The sequence below is a fragment of the Leptospira terpstrae serovar Hualin str. LT 11-33 = ATCC 700639 genome (assembly GCF_000332495.1).
GTDB classification, from domain to species: Bacteria; Spirochaetota; Leptospiria; order Leptospirales; family Leptospiraceae; genus Leptospira_A; species Leptospira_A terpstrae.
The window spans coordinates 124,155-147,512 of record NZ_AOGW02000010.1; the positions used below are offsets into that span (position 1 = coordinate 124,155).

Consider the following 23,358-nt stretch of genomic DNA (forward strand, 5'->3'; position numbering starts at 1 on the left):
GCAAACGTACAAAAACTATCCATGGGCTCAGCCATTCCTTGGGAAAGGAACAGCTGAGTCTTTGGAATTAATGTTGATCTTCCGAGCAATAGATTCCGACAGATCGGTTGTATTTCAATTCGTGTGTCACACAATAATTTGGTGGTGGTGGTGGGTTTGTGTCTGAAAAATAGAAGGTCGCACTATTCGTTCCATTCGAAACGGAGTAAGCCGTTGGATTCTGGTTAACGAAAGATCCTCGAAAGATGGCTCCGCAAGCCCAACCTTCTCCCCAATAATCTCCCCAAACATGTGCAGTATAAGATCCTGGATAATGATTGGTGGCCATATGCGGCCCCCGAGTATACCCAGCCGGACAACTTACTGTAGCACTGGTTCCATTCGCCGCTGGCTCGGAAATGTAACGATTTACCATGCAAGGTCTGACTTGGCAAGAGGCAGTTTCTACACCTGTGCCGCCGCATCCCGCTATTGGATCGAGGCAAATCCGAGATCTTGAATGTGTACCAAAACCACAATTTGCACTACAATCACTCCAGGCCGTCCATGCTCCCCATCCAGAGGTTCCTGCAAGGGTCGTCACAGTAATTCCTAAATTCGCCTGTCCGCGGTTCCCCACTTCATCCAATCCGACGATACAAACATAATAGGTAGTGTTTTGGAATAAACCACCAATCACAGTTGCCACATGAGCATTGGGAACAAAGTTATTAATATTAGGTGAATGTTTCCATGGTGCGTTTTGGCAATCTGAAACAGTTGTCATAGGAGTTATGGAGATTCCAATTTCATAACGATTGATATTTCCTGTCATTCCATCATCCCCAACATTCAACCATGTCAATTGGATCTGGTCTTGTGAAATTCCTGTCCCTAGGAACGAAGTGACTTGGGCGGGAGCAATGAGATCAGCTTCATATGCCATAATTTGGACAAAGTCTGTTCCCATTCTAGGTCCACCATAACAAGTGGAACTGGAGTCAGTGAAAGTCAATTCGAGTGTATACATTCCCGCTACATCTGGAATAAAGGAAGCATTCAATTGGTTTCCATTCGTAATTTGTGCATTGGTTAAATTAGAAGTTGGTGGTTTTGAGATGAAGTTCCATTGATAAACATAACTTGCAGGGTTTGCGGAACAAACACCGGAATCAGGGTCATAGGATTGCGAACCATTGAGTGTCACTGGTGTTGATGCCATTGCGTTCAATTGGTCTGGGCCTGCGTTAACAATAGGTGGTAAGTTACCAAGCATTGTAGTCGCAGATACGATTCCATTCCATTTCCCTTTGTTTCCAACTTCATCATATCCTCTTACACAAAAGTAGTACCTTGTATCGGCACTGAGTTGTGTTACTAGGAAGTTGACATTGGTTCCTACGGTAACTGAACTAATTGAGTTTGTCACTTCATGGCTATTATCGCAATCTAAATCAGTGTTGATCACGCTGGCTGATCTTCTAATTTCATATGAGGATGCGTTGCCAGTATTTCCGTCATCACCAACAGCAGTCCAAGAAAGTTGGACCGTTTCATTTGTCATCGCTGTAGCTGTTAGGGTAGTCACATCGGAAGGTCTAATGGTGTCACTTACCGCGTAGGTTGTTGCCGAAACGTTTGAGGAAACCCATTCATTTCGATTTCCATTATGGTCATAGGCACGAATACAATAGTAATATGTTGTATTTGGTGAATGTCCATTGGCATCCCAAATTTCCACCGAACCCGCATTTTTCGGAGTTAAGGTATGAAAGATCGTACTTGCAGAAGAACATTTTGCATCGGTGTCAATGTTTGCTGCAGACCTTCTTATTTCATAAGCACTTACTTTTCCGTAAGGCCCGTCGTTACCTGGTGCTTGCCAACGTAATCGAACTCGAGTTGTTGACATGGCTGTCGCAGTTAAGGTAGTAATATCGTTAGGTGGAAGAGTGTCGATGACAGTCACAGTCGATGTTGCTTGGAATGAACCTACAGTGACTTGAACTCCTGCAATTCCTGGGGCAATGGCTTGGAACACAGAGGTAGAAAATTCTCCAACAGGTGTTCCGCTAAGTCCGTTCCCCGTTGTGACAAAGGTAGACCTTACGTAGCGTGGGGAACCAAGGTAAGATGCTAAAATAGAAAATGTAATTTTTTCATCGAGATACATTCTTGCTTGGTTAGGAATCACAGTCAAGGAATCAATCTGTGGATTGAATTCACCATTTGGTGTATGGTCGGCGACATTCGGAATTCCATCTAAATCCGTATCAGGAAATGAAGCTGCATTTGGTGAAGATGCACTGTTTGGATTGAATCCATTGTCAATCTCCCATGCGTCCAAATAACCATCGTTATCTTTGTCTGTATCATAGTTACTGACGAATGCTGGATTTCCAGAGCTCGCTGGATAGAGGAACATATCAGAACTTGGTCTTGTTGTATTATTGCCATACACATCTACAGCTAAAACTTGGATTTGAATCCCTGCTTGGATCATTGATTCATAAGGAATCAGAGCTGAATACCAATTACCCGGTTCTGGAGTCATTCGAATGGCAACGGTTCCTTGGCCAACAGGACCAGTTACGAGATAAACACTCATGCTATCTCCGTCTGGTTCGATCACTTGGGCACGAACGCGAAATGGTAAAAATGAAGAACTTGGTTTAAAATCATAAAAAGCACCAACTATGTTTGGCGCTCCGTTTCCTGGAGGAGGTGTTCCCCCACCAAAAATAGAAAAAGTTCGTGATTGGAATTGCAATTTGTCGGAGCTGCCAGTGGTCAAACTACTATCCCATCCTCCACTGACTCGTCCTGAGTTGTCAGAATCCGATGTGGTGGTATAAATAAATCCTTGTGACCTTTGTTTTACTAAGTTTAAGGCTTCAATTTTTCCCGTATCTTGGGTGATCGAGATGACAACATCTTTTTTAAATCGATAAGATGGAGTGATTTCGTAAGCATCTGTAGTGGGAATGTACCCGTTTGGTAAACTAGTAGGAGCTAATGTGTATCTTTTGATGGTAAAAGTTTTTTCTTCTTCCATGGCTCCAGGAGGAATTAAAACTTCAAATTGTCCATCTTCAGAGGCAATGGTTTTTCCAGAAGGTCCTGCCGTAGCACTACCTACATTCGCAACAGAACTTGCTACGATTCCCAGTGTTTCTAGTTTTTTATCGGCTTCTTTGGAGAAGTCCAAAAAAGCAATACAAGAAACCATAAATTGGCTTATGATTAGTATACTTAATATTTTTTTCACTTTTAAATTACCCAGTTTTTTGAATATTCGCATATTTCTAATCCTGTGATGGTGTTGTCGATTGAATTTGTTATGCGGCAAAGAAATCTTTCGATAACCTTTGTTTGTTTAGGGAAATCCCAATGGAACCATTTGTCTGAACCGTGTTCAAATTGTACTTTGATTCCGAATCTGATTCAATTTTCTCTATTGACCCAAACAATCTATGATTTCCAATGAACCCTCTGAAAGAAGGTTCTTAAATGTACATCTATCCTTTGTTTCTATTTCTTTGGTTCTTATCTGTTGGCTTACTTGCCAAAGAGGTAAATCCAGCGGAAAAGGAAGACCAAACGTTGTCAGCTTTGCATCTACCAGAGGTTCCTCCTCTCGACTTTCAAAAATTAGAATCGATAGATGTTCCCAAAGGAAAGGCAGGGAACTGGGAATGGAAAAATAGTTCACATACAATTCGTTCAGCGAAAGGATCCCATGCCATATGGGAATCGTCTTATACAATTCATTTTCCTGATGAATCCATGATAACAAAACATAAAATTCCAAAAACCAATATAAATCAGTATACTTATAAAAAGAAAAATAGAGGTTCTTTGGTTTATTATGATATTGTACATCCAAACTTTTGGGGGGAAGAACAAACGCGAATCGGAGTTTTTGATATTACTTATTCACCTAAATGGAGTTTGGTTGTAGATTCCATAAGAGAAACCAATCGAATTTCTGAGTTTTTGAATTTTAGCGAAGAACAATTTGGGTTTCGTGCAGAAAGGATCAAAGTGATTTTACATGAATCAAAAGAAAAATTTTGGATTTATGCAGGAAAAGATCCTAATACAAAGGAAGACTGCACAGGGTTTTCCAATGGAAGTTTTTTTACTCTCTGTCCACTTCCAGGAATCATTTTGGAAGCAAAAGGAAACCCAGTCCTTGATACATTTTTAAAACAGAATTATGACCTCCGAGCTTGGAAACATGATACTATGCATTACATTCAATCCCAACGCTGCGAACAGTTGGGTTCACAAGGAGGTATTGTCGAACCTTGGTTTCTCGAAGGAATTGCAGAACTGAGTGTAATTCAGACGGATTCAGAACATAAAGCGAATACGTATGAAAGGTTTTTTAAAAAATTTCTAAATAAACGGACTTCATTAAAAGAAGGAAATGATCCGAAACTTGGTGACTATCGTTTGGTGGGGACCATGTTTTTGGAATATCTCTCTATTGTTTATGGAAACCAAAAAATACGATCTTTTTATGAAGATACTTGTTTTGGAAAGTCTGCAGAAACGTCCTTTGTCGAAGAGTTTGGTATTTCCTTAGAGAAAGCAACTTCAGATATGTATGATTATTTTCTTAAGAACAAGTCCAATCTAGAAAATCAATTTTTCATTTGGCGACTGAATGAAAAACCGAAACTGTCCGGAAAAACAAGAGAACTTCCTAATCATTGCAGTACAAGATTATTAGAAATTCCTAAAAATCCAAATGAAATCACTGAGTTTCAACACATCCCTTGTATGATGAGAAATCAAGTCTATGATTTTGGCGGACTGAGTGGACAGTATGAAGGTGGGTTCTCCGGGACATCTAACAATGGTCAGATTGAGTCTGTCTTCTTATGGAAATCAGGTGCTTATCAAATCCAATCGGAGGGACAAACTTGGACCATTGGTGAGGATGAGGAGCAGTGGGACAAAAATGGAATCCGTATCATCAATTGGCAAAAGACAGGAGACCGCCAAATCGTCTTTCCTAATAAAAAAAGAGTTCATTGTTTTTATCAGTCAAAAACTTGTTCAAAACCTTATGAGTAAAGGTTAATATTTGTTAAAGTTCGTTTGAAAGTTAGGAGGGAACAAGATTTTTTTTCCGGTTGTAGTGATGACGGGAAAAAAATTGGGATCCCTATTGGGGTCAGTGAGGAGGAGTTTTACATTACGAATTTTTTCGTAACATTCTTTCATAAAAAGTTGGTGGCCACATCCGAGTAGGTGGTATCCTTCGTGAATTAGGGTGGATTTGGGACTTGTAAAAAGAAATTGGATTGTTGAAATGTATTTTGCTTTGATGTATCCTCTTGTATTCGTTTGGCCTTCGACAGCTCCTTGGACTTCTAGTTTTAAACCCACACCTACAAAAATGCCAAGGGTTAAAACTTCAAAACCAATGTCTCCCCATGTACGACCTTTTAAATAAAGTAATCGATCACATCCTTTGGTTAGTTGCCGATTCATTAAATATCCAAGAATGTCTGTACCCCAAAAACCAGGTCTTTCTATAACATCTAAAAGAATTGGTTCTGCTTTCAAATTGTAGAGTGCTAGTTCCTCATTCCATGCCAAAAATAATGTTTCTGTTTCTTCTTTGGTAATGTCTGTTTCTTTTAGAATACATACTCTGAAATTTGCTTCAGGTCCAAACGAAATGGATTCTCGGACTTTGGTCTCGTGAAAACCTACTGTGGTGCAATGAAAAACAAAAAGAAAAAGTAAATATGGAAATAGTTTTAACATTTTAATAGGAATTCTAAAATTAGAATTATCTTGAATTTTGCCAAACCTTAAAAATCGGAAACACAGCGAGTTCTGTTCGTTGTATTGTTTGACTTTAGATCGGGTCCACCGCTCGAACTTCCAAAATGCACTATGAAAGCATTGGCTGAACTCAAAGGACTTGTTGTTGATGTCCAAAAGTTTGAGGAAACAGTATTAGGAAAGTAAGTTGGATCAAATCCGGGACTACCAAACGTGATGTAATAATCTAAGAGACTTCGAAGTTCATTGGCATTAGGCAAACGCCATATTTTTCCAGCAAGGTTTAAGCCTTGGCAATAATTAATTGCACTAGACCAAGTGGTGAGGAGATCTGTTCCTCCACTACAAGTAGTTAAGTTTGTTTGGCCAGCCGTACACCTTTGCCAAATTAAGGAAGTGTCGAGATCAGTAATTGTACCATTCCCATTATCTAGCAATCGTTTGGCGGTGGGACGAGGGCCATTGGAAACACAGCGTAAATGATGCAAATCACCATAGTTACCGGCCCCTATCGAAGACTCAATGAAAGTAGGATAATAAGCTGCAGTGGCAGCAGAATTAGAAGTATTACTTTTAAAATTGAAACTATCGGTCGCAGGAAAATAAGTTTGGTTGATGGAGGGATTGGCTAGGGAATAATCGAAAGTACTAGTGTATTCTTCCATTTCGGGGACTCGCCAGTCGGTGCGGTTAGCAAACCCAGATCCCGCGTTAAGGCTAGTACATTCGGATTGTGCACCGGAATAGGAAAAAGTAATCGGACCAACGGTTGGACAACCAGTTCCCGATTTCCCTATTTGGCAACTCGTCCAGATGAGGCCAGTATTTAAGTCGGTTGTGATTTCCACTCCCGCTACAGTGGTGGGGCCGATAAAACTTTGGGGCAATCCTTTCTGCAATTGACCATCTTGCCCTGGTATTGATGTACAAGTTGGGTCTGGGTTATTTGCTCCGTCAAAACAAGCGGTGGTATTGGTTTTAAGTGGAATTTTTCCCATCCAAGCTGGTTGGTAAGTACAACTAGCACTCCCTTTCGGGTTACTGGCTGTGATGGTAAAATTTTGCCGGTTTGCTTTCCATACAAAATAACTTCCTTGGAGAGAGGCAGAAAAGGGGGAAAAAGAAATTCCATCCGGGAGAGGTGGATTGGATGAAAAACTAAGTCTGTTTCCATCGGATTCAAAATTTTCTAAAAAAAAATTTCCATTTACCTTCGGTGTTAGAGGGGGGCAAATCAAATAGGTAGGAGGATTTACTTTTAAGACCAGTCCACAGTGTTCGGTTTCATCAAAATTAATATAACGAAGGAGTAAGCTATCTAAATAATCCTCTGTTTTAGGATCACAAAGGTTACTAAATTCAGACCTTTGGCAGGAAAATGAGAATAACAAAAGGAAAACAAACAAAAAGAATCTAAAATAAAAAAGAACCATTGGTGTTAACTGTAACCAGATAACAAACGCTCGTAACTGATTAGAAATTAATCAATTACTTTCTTTCTTATATCTTCAATTTGCATCCGTAATGCATCCACTCGTTTTGAATCGGCTGTCAGAAAGGAAGCAAGTCCCAAAGTTTTTTCTGCTTTAGGCAGATTGCCTACTAAAAGATACAGTTGTACAAGATGTAGAAGGTTAGGTAAGTGTCCAGGATTGCGTAAGCGAATCCTTTCCGCCATATCTATGGCTTTTCCATATTCTTTTGTTTGTTTATATGTAAAAGATGCTAAATAGATAAGGTCAGTATCACCTGGAAATTCCTCAATATAGGTATTGAATTTTTCAGAAGCTAATGGATAGTCTTTCATTCGCACCAAAAGTCGTAGGAGGGCTCTTAAGATCTCTTGGTTTTCAGGATTGATTTTGTTTGCTTCCATTAAGCTTAGTTTTGCATTTTCTAAAAGGTTTTCTTTTATATGGGATCTTGCCTTTCTCATCAGTTCATAGGATTCTTTTCTGATGGACCTGGGAGGTAGGGTTTGGTGTTCTTTAAATGAAATCCGCATCAAACTCAAATCATCAGTTAGTTCCCCAGTTTCCAAAATGGAATGGTAGATGGATTTTAATTCACCATTCCCTCTTTCTACATGATGCAAAAACAATTCCTCGTCATGGTTGATTTTTCGAAAGTCGGTTTCTGTCACAAATTCGATGTCGTCGCGGCCATCCGAACCTAAAACCATAACATCGCCAGGTTGCAATTGTAAGGTGGAGATTTCTAATGAATTTTCTTTTACGGGAGTTCCTAATTTTCTGAGTTCTGAATTGTTTTTTATAAATTCCGCTTTTCCATTTCGATATAAAACAGACCAAGGATGTTCCGCATTTAGATAATAAACAAGGCCTGTTTCGTCATCAATAAGGCCCATAACCATAGAAACTAACATAGAACAATCGAAACTTTCGAAAATATGGTGGAGTTCCTGGTAGGCATTTTTAATCCATCGTTCAGCATAAAGGAGTTTGACTGCTTGTACTGCTAAAGACCGTTCTAATATGGACTGAACTGCCGCACCTAATACCAATACTCCTCCGGCTCCTTGTAAAGATTTTCCCATGGCATCTGCATTGAGAAAAAATGTATAATCCTTACCTCGTAATGGGACCGTTCTTGTGATACAAATATCACCTCCGATTTCATTTTCTCTTCCATGGAACGTAAAAGTTTTCTTTTGTTTGATAAAAAAATCTGTTTTGACATTTGCCCCCAAGGTTTTGTTTAAACTTAAAGGTTTGATGAGTAAGGATGTTAAAAAATAATCTCCATCCTGTTGTTTTTTCAAAAACTCTACAGTTTCTAAGCTGTTTCTTAATTCGGAAGTTTTTGCTTCCACTAATTCTTGTAAGTTTTCCCTAATCCTTCCTACTTCCCTTGTCGCTTTTTCAAAGTTTTCTGCAAATTGAATGAATTCTTTATCGATGGAGAGGATAGGCAAGGAACCCCTTCCTCCACTTGCCAAACTATTTGCTGATTCATTGATTTGTTCTAAAGTTAAGTTGATCGATTGAAAAAACATAAAGATGAGGATGACTGCTTCGAAAAAAGTCATGGTTATGAAGGTAGAAATTTTGATTAAGCTAGCATTGCCTAAGGAAATAAAAACTGCTAACACACTTAAGGAAAGTAAGATGAGAACTAAAAGAAAAATAAACTTACCCTTTAAACTCATGATCCCGTGGTTTTTGTGAATGGTTACATCGCGGTAGGAAAGGACTTTTTTAATTTCTACTCGTTTTGCACCTGTAAAATAATCGGAGATGATATATGAAAATCCTCCGTAGACAAAAACGGCAGCAAGCCATCCAATAAAAATTAAAGACAATTCATAAAACGGATGTTTGTAAATTACATGGGTAATGGATACGGAAATAAAAACAAATGAGGCATAACGCACTGCCGCATACATATTTTCTTTGGGAAAATCGATGATGGAATTGAGTAGATTCTCTAATTCCAAAATATCTTTATGGCGGATTGTTTCATTTGGTTTTAAGTTTGCATTGAGTTTTTTTGTGTCGGTGCGAATGCCAAGAAACCCTAGGGGGGATAAAATCCCAAACTCGACACTATGGCCAATGGCGGCAAGGGCTGTCGTGATCACAAAGACGAGGACCACTTGGGGATGGTTTTCTGCGGTAAATTCTGGGATTAGGGCCGATCCGAAAAAGTACGCATAAAAGGCCCCGAAAAAGGCACCTAAAAGTGAGAAAAAGACGATGGCAAAGCTATAGGAAATATATTTATAGAAGAACTTGAAAATAAGATCAAAAAAACTACTCATATGGATTCCCCTGGGGAAACAAAGACTAAAGGTAAAATAGACACAGTAAAGATTTTTTATAAATTTATTCCAAAAAAGTTAGATGTCTTATTAAAAAGAACTTTATTCCGAATCTCTCGTATTTAGGTTTCACCCATGGAACTAAAAAATAAAAGAATCGTGATTACCGGTGCAGGCTCCGGAATCGGTAAAGAGACCATGTTGCAAGTGTTAAAGCACGAGGGTGTGAAAGTTCTCGCCTGCGATTTAAATGAAAAGAACATTCTGGTTCATCCAAACGTTATCCCTTACAAATGCGATGTATCCAAAAAAGAGAACCTGGATAAATTATTGAAAGATGCTGATAAAAAATTGGGTGGAATCGATATTTTTTATGCGAATGCTGGCTTTGCCTATTATGAAATCATCGGTAACGCGGATTGGGACCGGATCGATCGCATTTACCGTACCAATGTATTTTCACCGTTGTATTGTTTGATTGCACTCAACCTAACAAGAAAATCACCATTTTACTTTATAGTGACAGCATCTGCCATGGGCCATTTGTCTTTGCCTGGTTACGCACAATACTCTTCGACAAAAGCTGCAGTTCGTTCTTTTATCGATGCCTATCGGTATGAGTTGAAACCAGGAAACCAAGTGATGGTAGTTTATCCGATTGCAACCAGAACACAGTTCTTTGATGCTGCAGGGAAAAAAGTTCCGGTTCCTTTTCCAAGCCAGTCTGCGGAGACGGTAGCCAAAAAAGTGGTACGTGGGATACAGTCCAACGCCAAGGAAGTGTACCCGTCTTTTCTTTTCCGTCTTATGCAAGTTGTTGACAGATTTCTATTTTTCCCTTTCCGAATTTATCAAAAAATTGAAGCGATGAAATTGGAATCCTTAAAGAAATAAGTCTACTTAGCAGTGGATTCTAAGTTTTCAAGCGGAGATGATAGAAAAGGAGGAGGGTCAGTTCCCTACCTTTCTCCTGACGAAAAGTTTGTCGAAGCAGAACTTCTGACAACCATAATGAATGTCAGCTCCACTGCGATGATGGTCCTGAATCCCTTAGGTCAAATTCTTTATGCCAATCCAGCTTCAGAGTCTGTCCTTGGGATCAAACTCAATGATATTCTTTCTCGAACCTATGATGCCCCTGAATGGAAAAATACATCTCTTGATGGTGGGCCTTGGAGAGAAGAAGACCAACCCTTTAATATTGTTTTAAAAACAAAAAAACCCGTCACCGACATTCGTCACGCCATAGAAGATTCCTCAGGAAATAAAAAATATTTATCTATCAATGGCTCACCCGTATTTGGCCAACTCGGTGAATTGTCTTACCTTGTTTTTCTCATCACAGACATCACAGAAAATGTGATCAAACAAAAAGCATTAGAATACAACGAAATCAAATACAGAACTATCACAGAACTATCGTTAAGTATGGTTTATGATTTGGACATTCGAACTGGAGAAAATTATTGGGGAGGTGCCATTCAGGAGATCACCGGATACACACCAAACGAATACCAAAAATTCGGTTATGAGGAATGGTCCAATGCAATTCACCCAGACGATAGAGTTGTCACCTTACAGTCATTTGAAGATGCACATTTAAATCATCAAAAGTTTAACGCAGAATACCGTTACAAAACGAAATCCGGTGCATATATCTATATAGAAGATAATGGAATTTTTTTATACAACGATCAAGGAGAAGCCTATCGGATGTTTGGTGCTATGATCAACAGAACCAAACAAATGGAGGCAAGCCTTGCCCTTCGGGAATCGGAATCACGACTTGTGATGGCACTAGATGCAGCCAAGATGGGAATTTGGAGTTGGGACATTGAATCAAGGACTATCTTTTGGTCTCCACAAACCTATAGTATATATGGTTATCCCGGTGAAAACTTTGATGTCACGGAAGAAAAATTCACTGAATTAACTTATCGCGAAGACTGGGCATTATTATCCAATGAAACCAATCTCCTTATGAATGATCTCAATCGTTCCGAATACCGGATTCAAAACCGCATCAATCACTCGGATGGAAAATTGCATTGGATTGAAGCTCGGGGTAAACTCACCCGCACGAAAGATGGAAAACCATTGGTTCTAATGGGAACCGTTTTGGACATCACTGAAATTAAGTTAAGTGAAGAAGCACTTCGTAAATCGGATGAACGTTTTGAGGCTTTTTATCAGTTTTCCACAGAAGCATTTCTTATTTTTGATGAAAACGGACTTACGGTTAAGGATTCCAATTTTGCCTTTCAAAAGTTATTTGGATACGAATTAGCCGATATTCCCAGATTAAAAATTCGTAAACTACTGACAGCAGAAACCCTTCGTAAAATCCGTAAGTCGATTCGGGCAAATGCAAATGACTCTTTAGAGATAGTTTGTAAAAAGAAAAATGGAGATTTGTTTCCTGCCCTTGTTTCAGTGAAAAGGTTTTTGTATAAAGATACCAATTCCATTGGTTATAGCATTTTTGATTTAACTCCTTTGAAAGAAGTAGAAGAGTTACGTCTTATCAATTCCGAGATTCGCGATAAAAACAAAGTAATCGAAAAACAAAAATTGGAATTGGAAGTTGCTTTCGAAAATTTAAAACGAACCCAAGAACAATTAATTCAATCAGAAAAACTTGCCGCCTTAGGTCAGTTAATTGCTGGAATCGCTCATGAAATTAATAATCCAATTGGAGCTGTAAAAGCCTCCAACCAAAATATGTTGGATTGGCAAAAACGTTATGGTCTTGCCTCACAACTTTTTCGAGAAGCAATTCTTACTGTCCCTGTCTCTGAACAGAAGATAGTAAAAACCATTCTTGCTAACTTGGACCAACCGATTGAGTTTTACACAGGCAAAGAAGAAAGACTACGTAAAAAACGAAATAAAGAAGTGTTTTTATCCCATGGTTTTGACGTTGGCCATGCAGAAGAATTTGCCGAGGCTTGGGTGGAACTTGGAATTGGGGAAATAGATTTCAATTATTTACCGTTATTTCAATCGCATTATATAAAAGTGTTTTTAGACTACTTGGCTTTAGAGATTCAATTTAGAAGGAACACAAGATCCATCCAACTGGCTGTGGATCGAATTTCTAAAATTATGTATGCACTGAAGAACTTTTCGAGATTTGATGCTACTGGCAAAAAAAATAAAGCATCCATCCAAGAAACAATCGAAACAGTTCTTACCATTTACCAAAACCAATTAAAACGTGGAATTAACTTAGTCAAAGATTATGATGACGTGGCACCTATCGAATGTTATCCGGATGATCTTTTGCATGTATGGACAAATTTGATATATAATTCTTTACAAGCCATGTCCTTTGTTGGTGATTTGGAAATTGCAGTAAAAGACAAGGGCGAGGACATCCTGGTATCGCTAAAAGATTCCGGTCCAGGAATTCCGAAAGAGATACAGTCAAAAATTTTTGAACCGTTTTTTACAACAAAAGCTCCTGGCGAAGGAAGTGGGCTTGGTCTTGACATTGTGAATAAAATTGTCAAACGACATGGGGGCAGAATTGAACTGACTTCTGTTCCTGGGGAAACTATTTTTTACATCTACCTTCCGAAACAGAGTTAATCATGCATGGCATGAGAGATGGTTGATATCAATTCCTCTTCGTCCCAAGGTTTTTTCAAACAAGAGATCGGTCCAATTTCCGAATTTAAATCTTCGACAGACTTTTGGTCTGCAAACCCTGTGATGATTACCTTTTCAATTTTTGGATAAGACTTATGGACTTTTCTTAAAAATTCATCACCGTTCATTCCGGGCATGGACCAATCGGAAATGATAATAGATACAGAGTTCCCTTCTTCTTCTAATTCTTGTAAGAGATCCCAAGCTTCCTTTGCATTGTCTGCAGTTAGGTATTTGTATTGTTCACCAAAATGTTGTTTTACTTGCGACTTCATACTCATTAATATAATGGATTCATCATCTACAAAAAGAATAGAATTTTTTGTTTTTTGATTCTCTGTCACAATTTCCACAGGGGATTGTTATACCCGTTCTTCATTGAATTGCAAGTAAATCTTGCCAAAATCTTCTATTTTCTATTCTTGTAGCATATGACATCTTATCCAAATCTTTTGGCTCCTTTATCGCTCGGATTCACTACACTAAAAAATAGAACCATTATGGGCTCCATGCACACCGGCTTAGAGGAAGCCCCAAATGGATATGAACGAATGGCTGCTTTTTACGGAGAAAGGGCCAGGGGAGGAGTGGCACTCATTGTGACAGGTGGGATTGCACCGAATGAGGCAGGACGTGTGTCTCGAGGTGGGGGTGTGATGGATACCGAAGAAGAAGCCAAACACCACCGAGTGGTAACGGATGCAGTCCACAAAGAAGGTGGTAAAATTGCCATGCAAATCCTCCACACGGGAAGGTATGGATACCACGATAAAATTGTAGGGGCATCAAATTTACGGGCACCGATCAATATGTTCAAACCACACCCACTGACAGAGGAAGAAATTCTTAAAACAATAGAAGATTTTGCGCGATGTTCCGAATTAGCAAAGTTAGCTGGTTATGACGGGGTGGAAATTATGGGCAGTGAAGGTTATTTGATTAACCAGTTCATTGCCAAACGAACCAATCACAGAACCGATGATTGGGGAGGAAGTTTTGAGAACCGGATTAAGTTTCCTATAGAAATCATTAAAGCCGTTCGTAAACGGGTGGGAACAGATTTTATCATTATCTATCGTTTGTCTATGTTGGATCTAGTAGAAGATGGCGGTAATATTGACGAAGTATTAATTTTGGCTAAAGAAATTGAAAAAGCAGGGGCGACCATTATCAATACGGGTATCGGTTGGCACGAAGCTCGGATTCCTACCATTGCGATGATGGTTCCAAGGGCTGCCTTTACTTGGGTCACTGCCAAAGTAAAAGGCCATGTAAACATTCCACTTGTGACTTCCAACCGAATCAATACCCCAGAAATTGCGGAATCAGTTCTTGCCCGCGGCGATGCAGATTTGGTTTCTATGGCAAGGCCCTTCCTTGCGGATGCATTTTTTGTGAATAAAGCGGCCGCAGGAAAAGCAGAAGAAATCAATACTTGTATTGCTTGTAACCAAGCATGCCTCGACCATATCTTTCAAGGAAAGATATGCAGTTGTTTGGTGAATCCAAGGGCTTGCCATGAAACCGATTTAATCATAGAAAAAACATCAAAACCGAAAAAAGTAGCCGTTGTTGGTGCAGGCCCCGGAGGGATGTCTTGTTCCACAACTCTTGCTGAACGCGGACATTCAGTGACCTTGTTTGATGCTGGGGTAGAACTTGGAGGACAGTTAAACATTGCTCGCCGTATCCCAGGAAAAGAAGAATTTAAAGAAACCATTCGTTATTTTGGAGAAATGGTTAAAAAACATGGTGTCCAATTGAAGTTAAACACATTTGTTTCTGCTGAAGATCTCATCAAACAAGGATTTGACGAAGTGGTGCTTGCCACCGGTGTTACACCTAGAACTCCAGAAATTCCAGGAATCAATGGTCCTAATGTTTTAAGTTATGTAGATGTCGTGTTAAAAGGGAAACCTGTTGGAAAACGAGCGGTTGTTATGGGTGCTGGTGGAATCGGTTACGACGTAAGTCTATTACTGACAGATGCAGGTCATTCCTTCACGAAAGAAAACTATCTTAAAGAATGGGGAATCAACCAAGAGATAGCAAAGGATGGAGGGCTCGGCACCAAGGACACTCCGCGTTCTGATCGGGAAGTGACGATGTTAAAACGTTCGAATAGCAAATTTGGTGCAACCCTTGGAAAAACAACAGGTTGGATTCATAAAACCACACTCGAAGATCGTAAAGTAACGCAAATTTCTGGAGTGTCGTATAAAGCCATTGAAGTCGATGGAATTGTGATCGAAGTAAAAGGCGAAACAAAAAAAATTCCATGTGATACCATAGTGGTTTGTGCGGGACAAGATCCGAACCGTACGCTTCTCGAACCTTTGCAAAAGGCCAATATCCCTGTTCATTTAATTGGTGGGGCCGACCTTGCGTCTGAACTTGATGCCAAAAGGGCAATTGATCAAGGTACGAGGTTAGCTGTTACCATTTAGTCATTGTTATGAGATCGAATCGACCTCTTAAAATCAGTGTAAAAAATGCCGAATTCCAGATTTTGTTGGCTCTTAGGACAAACCGTTCCAAACGAAGCCAAGAAAAGGAAGTTTTTGTAGAAGGAACAGAAGGCATCAAACAACTGATAGAGGCTCGGTGGGAAATCACACGTATTCTTTTTCGTGAGGGTGTTACACTTTCAAATTGGGGGGAATCCGTCTTAGAACGATTCACCTCGGCAAAACAATTTGAAGTGGCACCAGAATTGTTTTCGGAACTTTCTGAAAAAGAAAATCCTTCTGAGTTTATTGTCACAGCGAAAATTCAGAATCATTCTTTGACAGCTTTGCATTCGCTGAAGAAACCGAAGCCTTTTTACCTTCTTTTTGATCGGCCAAGTGATTTAGGAAATTTTGGCTCTTTATTGAGATCAGCAGATGCCTTTCAGGTTGATGCAGTTTTTGTTTTAGGACACTCGATTGATGTGTATGATCCAAAGGTCATCCGAGCAAGCCTTGGAAGTGTATTTCATACAACGATAATATTTGTAGAATCATTATCGCAACTAGAAACGTTTTTAAGTTTAGAAAAAAAAAGATGTGGGCTGCAAGTAGTTGGTAGTGATTCAGAAGGAAAACATTCCTTACAAAACCAAAATTTACTATCTCCCATTTTAATCATTTTAGGAAATGAAGCCAAAGGGATGAGTGTTCATCTGCAATCCCTTTGTGATATGATTGTCAACATTCCTATGTTTGGTGTTGTAAATTCGCTAAACGTATCCTGTGCCGGTTCAATCCTACTTTGGGAAGTAACAAAGAATCTAGGCAGAAACATTAAAGTTTAGATTTTAGAGTGTTTTATTACCGGCAAGTGGCGATCGTTCCATCGGGGTTGTATTTTACGCTAGCCCCTGATGTGAACTGAATATATTTAACCCCATCCACACATACCTCATCATAACCGAAATATTTTGCACAACCACGGGATATGGTTCCGCATCCTACAAAAAATAAACTTACGAACAAGATGATCCTAATGGGTTTAATTGGTTTCATGGAAAACTCCTTGGTTTGTAAAGATACCATTCCAAACTTCTTCTAAATGAGTTAGATGAGCTGTGAGTTGGTTTCTGTGATACATAACAATATTAGATTTTTTTAAATTATGAAGGGATTTTGGAATATGGTAGAGAATTTCTTTGGTCTCGATCGTTTCTTCTTCCCAATCAATAAGTTTGAATTTTTTTAATTTTTCAAAGATGGATTCCAGTTGAATATGAAAACTTTCTTTCTTTAATTCCGAAGCTACAGTAATTTCCGGAAAGGTCGATTCGATTTGTTTTTTTAGTTTTAATAGAAGTTCTACCAATTGTTGTTTTTTGATTTTTGTTTCTTTCCCAAATTTTAGTAATACATAAGAGGTTAAATTACCTAATGTTATAGTGTAATTTTTTCCTAGTTTTTCGCCTACAAGCCGGGTAACTTGTTCTGCAGTAAGTTCAGAATCGATTTGAAACGGTTTACCATATTTGATATATAGTTTTGTTTTTTGGTAGGAGAGGTGATCGTAAGTGAGTGTGAAACTATTAAAATGTAAACTGTCAATTTTTGATTTAATGTAAAAGGCACCTCGTTTGATTTGGTTTAAAAAACCATCATGGTTGTAAGTTCCTTCTGGAAACATAAACAAATTTCGGCCCCTTCTGATATTGGCGACAAGTTCTGTCCATTCACTATCCACCTTCTCGCGTAACTCCCCAGATTTTACAAGTTCCCTAGCATTGTCTCGAAAGGGTCGTTTGATAGGAACTGCACCTATATATCGCAAAAGAATTGGGATGATCTTTGTTGCGTCAATGAATTGAAATATCCATTTGATAATACCTTTGGCACGAAATTCTTTCTGTAGGAAACCAGGTTTTAAAATGTCTTCTCTTGCCGGAATGATCATTTTGATTTTTGGATTGAGTCTAGGATATACCATCGAAAGTGAAACTACGTCGGCTTCTGAAACATGATTACAAAGTAGTGCAGTTGGATAAGGGGATGCTAGTTCATTTTGGTCTGAAAAATTTTCTTCGATGGAATGAAAAACTAGTCCTTTGGCTACACTTACTAGTTTAATGAGTAAGTCATAGGGAATTGTGCGCTTTTTTGGTTTCATTGCGAATGGTATGTTCGCTACCAGGGATTCAGTCAACGTGAAAACAACGTTTAATTTAGATCATTTAGAGATTTTAATAAATTGGGTCTTGCTAAGATACTTGCTTCTACACTTGGATGGGAAAACTCATCTCGATATAGATATTGTCCGTTTTTATCTATGAATCTACATTCTTCGTCTGGGCAGAAAACATCCATTAAATCCATGACAAAAAAATTAGAATGTCTCTGCTTTAAGTCTACAAGTTTTTCGTTTAAAGGTTCTCGTCTTTTCAAAGTTTCGGTTTTGGAAAAATACAGACAAGGAGGTTCTTTTATTTCATGCCACCATTGTTTTTGGGCTAAATCCGGGTTGCAGTTTGATTCTCTCATAAAGGGAATCGCATGTTGAAAGATAACTTTGATTTGTTTTTGTTTGCAAAGAGTAAGAAACCCACTCAATTCATTACTTAACAAACTGAGACGTTCCTTTGAATTGATATAATCATATAAATCAAAAACCATTATGATTACATCATTTGCCTTGAGTTCATTCATAAGTTGAGGAATGATTTTTTCCCAATAATAGTCATTAATTTTATCCCATTTTCCATTGTGGGACAAGTTTGGGGCAGGTGCTCCACCCCAAGTGGAGGTAATGGTAACCATTGCCCCTTTGTCTGCGATGGTTTGAAACATATAAACTTGAGCGGCACTAAAGGAATTACCTAAAACTAAATATTTCCTTTTGTTTTTGAATTCTATTCCGAATGAACATTTTTCAGAAGAAATATTTTTCCCAATATCATTGTTGTCGGTTAGGACGCAGTGGATTGGATTCCAAGTTTCCGAATTGTGAGAAACTGGTGCTAATAAATTATGAACACCTTTGAATTTCATTTTTGAAGGTATGCCTAGATAAAACATTCCATCCAAATAAAATGGAAAAAGTATCAATCGAATGAATATGATAAAACAAATTGCAAAAAAAATAGAAAGAGTGGCAGGGGAAAAAGATCCATTTTGATTGATAGATTTCCATTTCCATTCTGAATTTCGTAACGGTGATTCAACCAATTTATAGGAAAGGCTAGAAAGGAAAAAACAAAGGAGGAGAATCAGTGGAATTAGTTCCAATTTGATTCCAAATGTCCATCGGAAAAAAGTAACCACTGGCCAATGCCATAAATACAAGGAATAAGATAAAAGTCCAATAAAGGCAATTGGTTTCCATTGTAGCAGTTTTATAACCGAACTTTTTGATTCAGAAAAAAGTAGAAAAAATGCAGTCAATAGGACTATCAATAGATTATAATATTTTTCTTTAATAGAAGGATATTTTGAATCAAATAAAAAAATTAGAATTATAGATAATAAAATAGGTAAAAGAATTAAGGAAACATTGGAGAATATTTTCTTTAAGGAACCATTGTTTCTTTGCACCTGATTGGAAAAAATAAATACCAACGAACCTATGCTCAATTCCCAAAACCGACTGTGTACAAAATAAAATGCTTTGATAGGATTTTTTTCGAAGTTTTTAAGGAAGAATAAAAGAGAGAGACCGGTGAATAAAAATAGAATCGATATAAATATTTTTTTATTTTGTGCCCTGTTCATAAATGCCCAAAACAAAAAAGGAAATAAAAGATAAAACTGTTCTTCCACACCTAAAGACCAAGTATGAGTGAATGCGTTCAACTCAGCTGTGGTGCTAAAATAATCCGTAGCCATACTGGCTAAATATATATTTCCCAGTCCAACGAGAGAACTGAGACCAGTTTCTATACTCATAGTCGTGTGGTGGGATTCGTTAGAAGAGAATAAAAATGTAATTAAAATGATTACGGAAGTGGTAAGGAAGAGGGCAGGAAACAGCCGTTTGGCTCTTCTAGCCCAAAAATTCTTTAAAAAATCAAAAATCCCCATTTTATCTTTTTCTAAAAGCGATTTTGTGATCACAAATCCTGATAAAACGAAAAACATATCCACACCTAAGTATCCACTGGGGCATAACCCGTGTTTTATGTGGTTGAGTATAACGGCTATTATGGCGATGGCTCTTAATCCATCGAGTTCCTTCCTGTACATCGGTAATGGTCGATACTATTCTTTTGAACTTTAGCGTCGAGTGGATTTTAGTTTAAATACTAAGAATCATGTTCATTGAATGAACATTTTTACTTGACCTCGTTCAAAAGCTGAACACATTTTGTAAAATAATGGGACTCAGGGGGCGAAGCTACGCCTGGAGAACCACTCGGTAGCCCATTTCGGGAACATTTCATTTCATGAAAGAAAATTTCCAATACAACGATCACCATTTAAAGCTCTTGCAATTGCTTGAGGAAAACCCGCATTTATCCCAACGGGATGCATCTGACGTGTTGGGTTTGAGTCTTGGAAAGGTGAACTATATTTTAAAAGCCTTTTTAGATAAAGGCCTCATTAAAATGAATAATTTTAGAAATAATAAAAATAAACTTTCTTATACATACCTTTTGACTCCGCGAGGAATCGAAGAAAAAGCAAGGATGACGTTGCATTTTTATGAAATTAAAAAAAGAGAGTATGAAGCGCTGCGTACCGAAGTTGAAAAGTTAGGTAATATTGTGGAGGGACTGGGTTGAAAGGCATTATACTCGCTGGCGGATCGGGAACTAGATTGTATCCACTCACAAGAGGTGTTGTTAAGCAGTTGTTGCCTGTATATGACAAACCAATGATTTATTATCCATTGTCTGTTCTTATGTTAGCAGGCATTAAAGAAATTCTAATCATATCAACTCCGAATGATACAAAACGATTTGAAGATTTATTTGGAGATGGAAGTGATTTGGGAATCAAAATTCAATATAAGATTCAGCCATCTCCTGATGGGTTAGCACAGGCATTTTTACTCGGGGAAGAGTTTATTGGAGATGAAGATGTTTGTTTGGTATTAGGTGATAATATTTTTTACGGCGACGGACTCATCCAATTATTATCGGAAACAATCAATGAAGTGAAGGATTCAAAAAAAGCCGTTGTCTATGGTTATAACGTAAAGGATCCAGAAAGATATGGTGTTGCTGAATTAGACAAAGATATGAATGTAATTTCTTTGGTTGAAAAACCAATTCAGCCTAAAAGTAATATCGCTGTTGTAGGTTTATATTTTTATCCTGGTGATGTCGTCAAACATGCAAAAAATGTGGTCCCCTCAGAAAGAGGTGAACTTGAAATTACATCACTAAATCAAAACTACTTATCAGAATCTAGACTTAAATGCAAAATGTTGGGTCGTGGATTTGCTTGGTTGGATACGGGAACTTATGATAGTCTTTTGGAAGCTTCCAATTTTATTGAGGTAATTGAAAAAAGGCAAGGTTTGAAGATTGCCTGTCTAGAGGAAATTGCCTACCGAAAAGGTTTTATCTCTTTGGAAATTCTAAAAAAACATGCGGCATTAAACCGGAAAAACCAATATGGTTCCTATCTTTTGGATATTGTAAATTCGGTAGAAAACTAAATGTCAAAGAAAACAATTCTAGTTACTGGCTCTGCCGGATTTATTGGCTCTAACTTTGTTCCTTATTTTTTAGAAACATATAAGGATGTTAACATTGTAAGTTTAGATAAGTTAACGTATGCGGGAAATTTAAACAACTTATCCGAGATTAATGATAATAGCCGCCATAAATTCATCCAAGGTGATATTTGTGATCCCAAAATTTTAGAGTTACTTTTTTCTGAATATTCTTTTGATGCAGTCATCCACTTTGCAGCAGAAAGTCACGTTGATAACTCCATTCACAACCCGAAGATTTTTTTAGAAACAAATATAATTGGAACGTTTCAATTATTACAAAAAGCCTATACAGAATGGTTTGATTCTCCGTTCCAAATTAAAGATAACTTTAAACACGCAAAATTCATTCATATTTCTACAGATGAAGTTTTTGGTTCACTAGGGGAAGATGGTTATTTTACTGAGTTGTCTCCCTACCAACCAAATTCACCGTATAGCGCAAGTAAAGCTTCCTCTGATCATTTAGTACGAAGTTATTTTCACACTTACGGATTGCCCGTGATGATAACCAATTGTTCCAATAATTATGGTCCCAAACAACATGATGAGAAATTAATTCCAACTATCATTCGCAATGCGTTATCAGAAAAAAATATTCCTATTTATGGAACGGGTAGTAATGTCCGGGATTGGCTTTTCGTTTTAGACCATGCAAAAGGAATCGATAAGGTATTTCATTCCGGTAAAGTAGGTGAAACTTACAATATTGGAGGGAATAACGAATTAACAAATAACGAAGTGGTTGCAATTGTTTGTAATCATTTGGACCAACTGAATCCACGAAAAAATGGAAAAAGTTATTCTGAGTTAATTAGTTACGTATCGGATAGACCTGGTCACGACAAACGATATGCAATTGATGCAACTAAAATGAAAAAAGAGTTGGGATGGACTCCTTCGGAAACATTTTCTACAGGGATTTTGAAAACCATTCAATGGTACATCTCCAAATATAAATAATCTGAATTGAATGCTAAAGTAACGAAATACGGGAAAAGTAGAATATAATTATGAATAAAGATTCTAAGATATATGTTGCAGGACACAAAGGATTGGTGGGTTCAGCTCTAGTTCGAGTTTTGAATCACCAAGGATTTATGAATGTTATCGGCAAAACTCGCAAGGAATTGGATTTAACAAACCAGTCGGAAGTGAACAGTTTTTTCGAAGCGGAAAGGCCCGAATATGTGTTTTTAGCCGCAGCAAAAGTAGGTGGGATTCATGCAAATGATACTTATCCGGCAGAATTTATTTTTTCCAACCTGCAAATACAAAACAACATCATTGACGCTACATACCGATTCCAAGGTAAAAAATTATGTTTTTTGGGTTCTTCCTGTATTTATCCAAAGTTTGCAAAACAACCTATGGACGAAGGACAGCTGTTAGATGGTAAGCTAGAGCCGACTAATGAGCCTTATGCCGTTGCAAAAATAGCCGGTATTGTTATGTGTCAAAGTTATAATCGTCAATATGGCACAGAGTTTTTTTCTGTAATGCCTACTAATCTTTATGGACCAGGTGATAATTATCATCCTCAAAACTCTCACGTCTTACCGGCGCTCCTCCGAAGATTCCATGAGGCAAAAGTAAAGGACCTTCCTGAGGTTGTGATTTGGGGGACTGGCAATCCCTTACGAGAGTTTTTATTTTCTGATGATATGGCTCGTGCCTGTGTCTTTTTAATGAAAAATTATAATGAGTTTCGAGAACCTCGCGGTGGTGAACATGTGAATGTGGGTTCAGGTATTGAAGTGAGTATCCGCGAACTTGCAGAAACTTTGAAGGATGTTGTTGGTTACAAAGGTAAACTTACCTTTGATTTGACAAAACCTGATGGTACTCCAAGGAAATTATTGGATGTTTCTAAACTTCACAAAATGGGTTGGAAACATGAGGTTGAGTTAAGAGAAGGAATCAAATTAGCTTATGATGATTTCCTATTGAATGGTGGAGTAGAAAGGTAAAAAAGGGGAATT

At 38.1% G+C, this 23,358-nt stretch carries 16 protein-coding genes; 9 read left to right on the plus strand and 7 right to left on the minus strand.

Annotation, left to right across the window (positions count from 1 at the left end; translation table 11 throughout):
• Window positions 1–67 precede the first annotated feature (67 nt).
• Window positions 68–3,280, minus strand: coding sequence for a fibronectin type III domain-containing protein (locus tag LEP1GSC203_RS08990; protein WP_002973681.1), 3,213 nt, complete (start codon window positions 3,278–3,280; stop codon window positions 68–70).
• 209 nt (window positions 3,281–3,489) lie between these two features.
• On the opposite strand from LEP1GSC203_RS08990, the gene LEP1GSC203_RS08995 reads away from it, so the two are divergent.
• A complete protein-coding gene (locus tag LEP1GSC203_RS08995) occupies window positions 3,490–5,064 on the plus strand; it encodes a hypothetical protein (RefSeq protein WP_002974373.1) in 1,575 nt (524 codons plus the stop codon).
• Between the two features lie 3 nt (window positions 5,065–5,067).
• Here LEP1GSC203_RS08995 and LEP1GSC203_RS09000 read toward each other — a convergent pair whose 3' ends face one another.
• From LEP1GSC203_RS09000 to LEP1GSC203_RS09010, 3 genes are read right to left on the minus strand one after another with little or no spacing between them, the layout of a single operon-like run.
• Complete coding sequence (locus LEP1GSC203_RS09000) at window positions 5,068–5,763, minus strand: hypothetical protein (protein ID WP_002974398.1); 696 nt, start codon at window positions 5,761–5,763, stop codon at window positions 5,068–5,070.
• Window positions 5,764–5,810: 47 nt separating this feature from the next.
• The gene (locus LEP1GSC203_RS09005; protein ID WP_002973869.1) at window positions 5,811–7,217 is read right to left on the minus strand and encodes an Lcl C-terminal domain-containing protein; all 1,407 of its coding nucleotides are present in this window, start codon (window positions 7,215–7,217) and stop codon (window positions 5,811–5,813) included.
• A gap of 47 nt (window positions 7,218–7,264) precedes the next feature.
• Window positions 7,265–9,565, minus strand: coding sequence for a PP2C family protein-serine/threonine phosphatase (locus tag LEP1GSC203_RS09010; RefSeq protein ID WP_002973935.1), 2,301 nt, complete (start codon window positions 9,563–9,565; stop codon window positions 7,265–7,267).
• Window positions 9,566–9,700: 135 nt separating this feature from the next.
• Between LEP1GSC203_RS09010 and LEP1GSC203_RS09015 the strand changes: the two genes are divergently transcribed.
• Together LEP1GSC203_RS09015 and LEP1GSC203_RS09020 are read left to right on the plus strand one after the other, a co-directional pair.
• A complete protein-coding gene (locus LEP1GSC203_RS09015) occupies window positions 9,701–10,459 on the plus strand; it encodes an SDR family NAD(P)-dependent oxidoreductase (protein ID WP_002974068.1) in 759 nt (252 codons plus the stop codon).
• Between the two features lie 117 nt (window positions 10,460–10,576).
• Window positions 10,577–13,156 carry a PAS domain S-box protein gene (locus LEP1GSC203_RS09020; RefSeq protein ID WP_408605600.1) on the plus strand — a complete coding sequence of 860 codons (2,580 nt, stop codon included), beginning with the start codon at window positions 10,577–10,579 and terminating at the stop codon, window positions 13,154–13,156.
• Here LEP1GSC203_RS09020 and LEP1GSC203_RS09025 read toward each other — a convergent pair.
• Window positions 13,153–13,569, minus strand: coding sequence for a response regulator (locus tag LEP1GSC203_RS09025; RefSeq protein WP_002974239.1), 417 nt, complete (start codon window positions 13,567–13,569; stop codon window positions 13,153–13,155). The genes LEP1GSC203_RS09020 and LEP1GSC203_RS09025 overlap by 4 nt on opposite strands.
• A gap of 78 nt (window positions 13,570–13,647) precedes the next feature.
• On the opposite strand from LEP1GSC203_RS09025, the gene LEP1GSC203_RS09030 reads away from it, so the two are divergent.
• Together LEP1GSC203_RS09030 and LEP1GSC203_RS09035 are read left to right on the plus strand one after the other, a co-directional pair.
• Window positions 13,648–15,663: an oxidoreductase gene (locus tag LEP1GSC203_RS09030; protein WP_002974476.1), complete on the plus strand. Its 2,016-nt coding sequence runs from the start codon at window positions 13,648–13,650 to the stop codon at window positions 15,661–15,663.
• An 8-nt stretch (window positions 15,664–15,671) separates the two neighbouring features.
• Complete coding sequence (locus tag LEP1GSC203_RS09035) at window positions 15,672–16,511, plus strand: TrmH family RNA methyltransferase (RefSeq protein WP_039937660.1); 840 nt, start codon at window positions 15,672–15,674, stop codon at window positions 16,509–16,511.
• A gap of 197 nt (window positions 16,512–16,708) precedes the next feature.
• On the opposite strand, the gene LEP1GSC203_RS09045 is transcribed toward LEP1GSC203_RS09035, so the two are convergent.
• On the minus strand, window positions 16,709–17,830 hold the full coding sequence (locus LEP1GSC203_RS09045; RefSeq protein ID WP_002973722.1) for a 1-acyl-sn-glycerol-3-phosphate acyltransferase: 1,122 nt from the start codon (window positions 17,828–17,830) through the stop codon (window positions 16,709–16,711).
• 50 nt (window positions 17,831–17,880) lie between these two features.
• Window positions 17,881–19,899, minus strand: a complete 2,019-nt coding sequence (locus LEP1GSC203_RS09050) for an acyltransferase family protein (protein ID WP_039937665.1) — start codon at window positions 19,897–19,899, stop codon at window positions 17,881–17,883.
• A gap of 200 nt (window positions 19,900–20,099) precedes the next feature.
• Here LEP1GSC203_RS09050 and LEP1GSC203_RS09055 point away from each other — a divergent pair, with 200 nt between their 5' ends.
• Genes LEP1GSC203_RS09055 through fcl form a run of 4 tightly spaced genes read left to right on the plus strand, consistent with a single transcriptional unit; the run spans window position 20,100 to window position 23,346 of the window.
• Entirely contained in the window at window positions 20,100–20,438 is a 339-nt protein-coding gene (locus LEP1GSC203_RS09055; protein WP_039937667.1) for a MarR family EPS-associated transcriptional regulator, read from the plus strand.
• Window positions 20,435–21,319, plus strand: a complete 885-nt coding sequence (gene rfbA / locus LEP1GSC203_RS09060; RefSeq protein WP_002974019.1) for a glucose-1-phosphate thymidylyltransferase RfbA — start codon at window positions 20,435–20,437, stop codon at window positions 21,317–21,319. Before LEP1GSC203_RS09055 ends, rfbA begins: the two co-directional genes overlap by 4 nt.
• A complete protein-coding gene (gene rfbB, locus LEP1GSC203_RS09065; RefSeq protein ID WP_002973576.1) occupies window positions 21,320–22,339 on the plus strand; it encodes a dTDP-glucose 4,6-dehydratase in 1,020 nt (339 codons plus the stop codon).
• Between the two features lie 50 nt (window positions 22,340–22,389).
• Window positions 22,390–23,346 carry a GDP-L-fucose synthase gene (gene fcl / locus LEP1GSC203_RS09070; RefSeq protein WP_002973984.1) on the plus strand — a complete coding sequence of 319 codons (957 nt, stop codon included), beginning with the start codon at window positions 22,390–22,392 and terminating at the stop codon, window positions 23,344–23,346.
• The last annotated feature ends 12 nt before the right edge of the window (window positions 23,347–23,358 follow it).

Excerpts from the sequence above, each read along its gene's own strand:
- LEP1GSC203_RS09020 (WP_408605600.1), top strand. The coding sequence starts at position 10,577 with ATGAATGTCAGCTCCACTGCGATGATGGTCCTGAATCCCTTAGGTCAA.
- rfbB (WP_002973576.1), top strand. The coding sequence starts at position 21,320 with ATGTCAAAGAAAACAATTCTAGTTACTGGCTCTGCCGGATTTATTGGC.
- LEP1GSC203_RS09030 (WP_002974476.1), top strand. The coding sequence starts at position 13,648 with ATGACATCTTATCCAAATCTTTTGGCTCCTTTATCGCTCGGATTCACT.
- fcl (WP_002973984.1), top strand. The coding sequence starts at position 22,390 with ATGAATAAAGATTCTAAGATATATGTTGCAGGACACAAAGGATTGGTG.
- LEP1GSC203_RS09010 (WP_002973935.1), bottom strand. The coding sequence starts at position 9,565 with ATGAGTAGTTTTTTTGATCTTATTTTCAAGTTCTTCTATAAATATATT.
- LEP1GSC203_RS09000 (WP_002974398.1), bottom strand. The coding sequence starts at position 5,763 with ATGTTAAAACTATTTCCATATTTACTTTTTCTTTTTGTTTTTCATTGC.
- LEP1GSC203_RS09015 (WP_002974068.1), top strand. The coding sequence starts at position 9,701 with ATGGAACTAAAAAATAAAAGAATCGTGATTACCGGTGCAGGCTCCGGA.
- LEP1GSC203_RS08990 (WP_002973681.1), bottom strand. The coding sequence starts at position 3,280 with ATGCGAATATTCAAAAAACTGGGTAATTTAAAAGTGAAAAAAATATTA.
- LEP1GSC203_RS08995 (WP_002974373.1), top strand. The coding sequence starts at position 3,490 with ATGTACATCTATCCTTTGTTTCTATTTCTTTGGTTCTTATCTGTTGGC.
- LEP1GSC203_RS09055 (WP_039937667.1), top strand. The coding sequence starts at position 20,100 with ATGAAAGAAAATTTCCAATACAACGATCACCATTTAAAGCTCTTGCAA.
- LEP1GSC203_RS09045 (WP_002973722.1), bottom strand. The coding sequence starts at position 17,830 with ATGAAACCAAAAAAGCGCACAATTCCCTATGACTTACTCATTAAACTA.
- LEP1GSC203_RS09050 (WP_039937665.1), bottom strand. The coding sequence starts at position 19,899 with ATGTACAGGAAGGAACTCGATGGATTAAGAGCCATCGCCATAATAGCC.
- LEP1GSC203_RS09035 (WP_039937660.1), top strand. The coding sequence starts at position 15,672 with ATGAGATCGAATCGACCTCTTAAAATCAGTGTAAAAAATGCCGAATTC.
- LEP1GSC203_RS09005 (WP_002973869.1), bottom strand. The coding sequence starts at position 7,217 with ATGGTTCTTTTTTATTTTAGATTCTTTTTGTTTGTTTTCCTTTTGTTA.